General features: G+C 67.9%; 5 protein-coding genes and 1 pseudogene. 1 reads left to right on the top strand and 5 read right to left on the bottom strand.

Annotation, left to right across the window (positions count from 1 at the left end):
* Nucleotides 1-236, top strand: a 236-nt coding sequence (locus Mterra_RS22920; protein WP_218022980.1) for a hypothetical protein, incomplete at its 5' end; no start/stop codon positions are given.
* Here Mterra_RS22920 and Mterra_RS19535 read toward each other — a convergent pair.
* The 5 genes and pseudogenes from Mterra_RS19535 to Mterra_RS19515 all read right to left on the bottom strand — a co-directional run.
* On the bottom strand, nucleotides 149-1,441 hold the full coding sequence (locus Mterra_RS19535; protein WP_119316644.1) for an NAD(P)/FAD-dependent oxidoreductase: 1,293 nt from the start codon (nucleotides 1,439-1,441) through the stop codon (nucleotides 149-151). The two genes, Mterra_RS22920 and Mterra_RS19535, sit on opposite strands and share 88 nt — an antisense overlap.
* Before the next feature lie 163 nt (nucleotides 1,442-1,604).
* Entirely contained in the window at nucleotides 1,605-2,231 is a 627-nt protein-coding gene (locus Mterra_RS19530; protein WP_119316643.1) for a rhomboid family intramembrane serine protease, read from the bottom strand.
* A gap of 449 nt (nucleotides 2,232-2,680) precedes the next feature.
* A complete protein-coding gene (locus Mterra_RS19525; RefSeq protein ID WP_119316642.1) occupies nucleotides 2,681-3,100 on the bottom strand; it encodes an Hsp20/alpha crystallin family protein in 420 nt (139 codons plus the stop codon).
* A gap of 141 nt (nucleotides 3,101-3,241) precedes the next feature.
* Nucleotides 3,242-3,448, bottom strand: a complete 207-nt coding sequence (locus Mterra_RS19520; RefSeq protein ID WP_119316641.1) for a CsbD family protein — start codon at nucleotides 3,446-3,448, stop codon at nucleotides 3,242-3,244.
* A gap of 75 nt (nucleotides 3,449-3,523) precedes the next feature.
* A pseudogene (locus Mterra_RS19515) lies at nucleotides 3,524-3,991 on the bottom strand (VLRF1 family aeRF1-type release factor); the annotation flags it as partial.

Raw genomic sequence — 3,991 nt, 5'->3', positions numbered from 1 at the left:
TGCGCACCGTCGTCGGCATCCCCAAGGGGGTGCACCGGCTGGAGGCCTACTCCACCAGCACCAACCACTACTTCGATCGGTACCTGGACTTCTACACCGACTGGGAGTGGACGCTGTGCCCCGGCGCTCCGCCTTCGGCCCCGCCCCCTCACGCATTCACCAGCTCCCCCGCCTGCTCCGCCTGCGTCTCGAGCGCCGGGAACTCGTGGCGGTGGTGCATCACCCGCACCGCGTAGTCGTAGGTGAAGTAGCTGTAAGCCCAGTTGCCCAGCACCATCAGGCGGTTGCGGAAACCGGCCAGGTAGTACAGGTGCACCCCCAGCCAGGCGGCCCAGGCAAGGAAGCCGGTCAGGCGCAGGCCCTTGACCTCGGCCACGGCGGCGTTGCGGCCCAGGGTAGCCATGTTGCCCTTGTCGAAGTAGCGGAAGGCCCTCTGTTCCTTGCCGTGCAGGTGGCGCAGGATGTTCTGGGCAGCCAGGCGGCCTTGCTGCATGGCGACGGGGGCTACCTGGGGGTAGGGGCGGCCGTCCTTGTACTCCAGCGAGTTCATGTCGCCCGCGACGTAGATCTCGGGGTGCTCAGGCACGTAGAGCTCGGGGGCGGTGGCGACCCGGTTGCCGCGCGTGGTCGGAAGGCCCGGTATCCCCTGCCCCGTGACCCCGGCGCTCCAGATCGCGGTGAAGGTGGGGATGAACTTGCCGCTCAAGAGCTTCACCCCGTCGGGCCGGATCTCCACCACCCGCTCGCCGAACCACACCTCCACGCCCAGGCGCTCGAGGAAGCGCTGCGCGTAGCGGGCCGAGGAGGGCGCGAAGGCGTCGAGCAGGCGGTCGCTGCCCTCGATGAGGATGATCCGCACCTCCGAGAGGTCCACGCCGGGGTAGTCGCGGGGGATGACGTGGCGGCGCACCTCGCCCAAGGCGCCGGCCAGCTCCACCCCGGTCGGGCCGCCGCCCACGATGACGATGGTCATGAGGGCCTTGCGGCGCTGCGGGTCGGCGGTGCGGCTGGCCTCCTCCCCGGCCGAGATGATCCGGTCGCGGATGCGCATGGCGTCGTCGAGGGTCTTCATCGCGTAGCCGTACTTAGCCACGCCGGGCAGCCCGAAGTCGTTGGTGCGGGTGCCCGAGCCCACGACGAGGTAGTCGTAGGGCACCGGCTTGCCCTCGACCATCAGCACCTTGGCCTCGGCGTCGATGCCCTCGGCGCTGCCCAGCAGGAAGCGCGCGTTCTTGTGGCGCCGCAGGAAGGCCCGGACCGGGAAGGCGATCTGGGGGGCCTCGAGCCCCGCCGAAGCCACCTGGTAAAGCAGGGGCTGGAAGAGGTGGTAGTTGTTGCGGTCAACGAGCGTGACCCGCAGCGAGGGCTCGCGGGAGAGCACCCGCACCGCGTTGAGGCCTGCAAACCCAGCACCCAGTACCACGACGTGTTTCTCGGCCATGTGGCCTCCTTCTAAGAATCCAGGCGGAGGCGTCGGCTTGGTGGTGCTTCAGAAGAGGCGGCCTTCCCCGGACCCTTGGGCGGGGACATTCGTCCCCTCAAGGACAAATGTACTTCTTTTCACAAGATGAGGGGGGTACTGTGACACAATTCACAACACCCCCTCAGCGCCGCTGCCAGGCCGGGGCCAGCACCCGCACCAGCACCATGCCTACGACGAACCCGCCGATGTGCGCCCAGAAAGCCACGCCGGGGACCCCGCTGAAGGACTGGTAGAACTGGAGCAAGAACCACAGCCCCAGGTAGATCAGGGCCGGGATCGGGATGGGGAAAAAGCCCAGCAGGCTCACGATCAGGGCCCGGGGGTAGAGCACGATGTAGGCCCCCAGCACCGCCGAGATCGCCCCCGAAGCCCCGATCATCGGCCCGTCGCTGCCGAAGGACACCAGGCCCTGCGCCAGCGCCGCGCCCGCGCCCCCCAGGAGGTAGAACAACAGGAAGCGCCCGTGACCCAGGCGGTCCTCGACGTTATCCCCGAAGACCCACAAGAACCACATGTTCCCCACCAGATGCCCGATCCCCCCGTGGAGGAACATGCTGGTGAAGAGGGTGGGCCACTCGGCTAGGGGATCGGCGAAGAACTGCGCGGGGATGAAGCCGTAGGCGTAGATGACCGCCGCGGGCTCGTTGAGCACCCACTCCCACACGAAGGCCGCCAGGTTGGCGACGACCAGCACGGGCACCCAAACCGCCCGGCGGCGCGGGCGGTTGATGTCGTAAAGGGGGAACATGGGCCAAGTTTACAGGGTGCCCGCCGGGCAGGCCGCAGGGCGTGAGGGTATGGTGGGGTGGAGCCAGGACCCCCCCTCCCCCCCAGCCCTGGAGTTTCCCGCATGGAGGCCGGCACCACCCCCCAGACGAGCAAGGCGGTCCTGCAGCGGGTCGTCGAACACTGGGGGGCCGAGGCGTGGAGCCGGGAGCACGGCCCGGACGAATGACGGCGACCGGCCTCACCGCTCGAGTGCCGGCGTCGCCGGGGGCCTTGGCCCCCCCACCGGGACCGGCGGGTGTCCGTTGGAAACGCGATAAAACAAGGCAGCAGCCCGGCGGGAAGCTCCGCCGGGCTGGAGAATCTGAGCCTTTCTCGCAGCCCCCACACAGACGAGAATGAGCCCGGGAGGCAGCTCTTCCACGCAGCACGCAAAAACCAAGCCGGCAAGAGGCTCAGATGAAGGGTGCTCTACCCCACCAGCACGTCGATCTTGCGGGGCTGGGCGGCCTCGGCCTTGGGGATGTCGATGTAGAGCACGCCGTTCTTGAAGTTGGCGCTCACCTTGGTGAGGTCGTAGGTGTTGGGGATGGTGAAGCTGCGGACGAAGGTGCCGTAGGTGCCCTCGAGGCGGTACTGCTGCACGCCCTCGGGCCGGTTGAAGGGCCGCTCGGCCTTGACGCTCAGGGTGTTGTTCTCGGCGGTGAGCTCGACCTGGCCGGGTTCCACGCCGGGCAGGTAGACGGCGAAGTGCAGGCCCTGGGCGTCGTCGAGCACGTCAACCAGGGGGGCGTAGGTGCGGTTGCCGCCGTCGGGGCGGGCCACGCCGAAGTTGCGGAACAGGCGCTCCTGGATCTCCTCGATTTCCTTGAAGGGGTCGAAACGTACCATCGCTTACCTCCTGGTAACGATAATAAAACTTGAGTCGGATCATGTCAAGTTTTATTATGGGTATAGACCACAAAACTTAAGGCCAGGGATTGCCCCCTGGCCTTAAGAGGAGGAGATTACGGCGGGGTTAGCGTGCGGGCCTCACCACTCCTTCAGGCCCGCGCTCCACTCATCGACCTCGCGCTCGGCCCGGTCACGGGCGAGCCCGTAGCGTTCCTGGAGCTTGCCGATGAGCTGTTCGCGCTTGCCGTTGATGACGTCGAGGTCGTCGTTGGTGAGGTCACCCCACTTCTCCAGCACTTTGCCCTTGAACTGCTTCCAGTTGCCTTCGATGCGGTCCCAGTTCATGACTGACCTCCTTCGCAGCCAAGCATGGCCCACGCGCCTGAGGCCGGCGTTACCGGCGGCTGAGCCGCGCCTGAATCACCAGCGGACCAGGCCGGCGAGGCCGCCGAACTCCTCGTGCAGGCGGGCTTCGGCCTCGCCGTGGACGAAGTCGAGCCGGACGTTGTAGGCCCGTGCCAGCGAAGGCAGCGCGTCCTTGAGGGGCACTTCCTCGAGCCCCTCGCCCGGGCAGAAGGCCTCGGCGGCCTCGCGGCTGAGCCCTACCCCGCCCGAGGCGCAGCGGAAGACCCTGGCGTCGAGGCTCCAGGGCACCGCCAGCAGGTACAGCCGCCCCTCCTGCAGCGCCTCGAGCACCTCCTGCAAGCCCCAGATGCCGCGCTCGCGGATGGTGTCGAGCAGGCGGTTCTCGCGCTCGCGCTCGAGGGGGGGCAGTTGCTGCTCCACGGCCTTGAGCACCTCCCCCGCGCTCACGCGGGAGTGGGGCATGGAGGGCAGGACGTAGGGCTCGGGGAGGGTGGAGGGCAGGTGGGCGGCGAAGTTCTTGGT

The sequence above is a fragment of the Calidithermus terrae genome, assembly GCF_003574345.1.
In the GTDB taxonomy this organism is placed as follows: domain Bacteria; phylum Deinococcota; class Deinococci; order Deinococcales; family Thermaceae; genus Calidithermus; species Calidithermus chliarophilus.
The sequence above is the reverse complement of the archived record's forward strand: the minus strand, read 5'-3'. Positions and strand labels throughout refer to the sequence as shown.

Excerpts from the sequence above, each read along its gene's own strand:
- Mterra_RS19535 (WP_119316644.1), bottom strand. The coding sequence starts at position 1,441 with ATGGCCGAGAAACACGTCGTGGTACTGGGTGCTGGGTTTGCAGGCCTC.
- Mterra_RS19530 (WP_119316643.1), bottom strand. The coding sequence starts at position 2,231 with ATGTTCCCCCTTTACGACATCAACCGCCCGCGCCGCCGGGCGGTTTGG.
- Mterra_RS19525 (WP_119316642.1), bottom strand. The coding sequence starts at position 3,100 with ATGGTACGTTTCGACCCCTTCAAGGAAATCGAGGAGATCCAGGAGCGC.
- Mterra_RS19520 (WP_119316641.1), bottom strand. The coding sequence starts at position 3,448 with ATGAACTGGGACCGCATCGAAGGCAACTGGAAGCAGTTCAAGGGCAAA.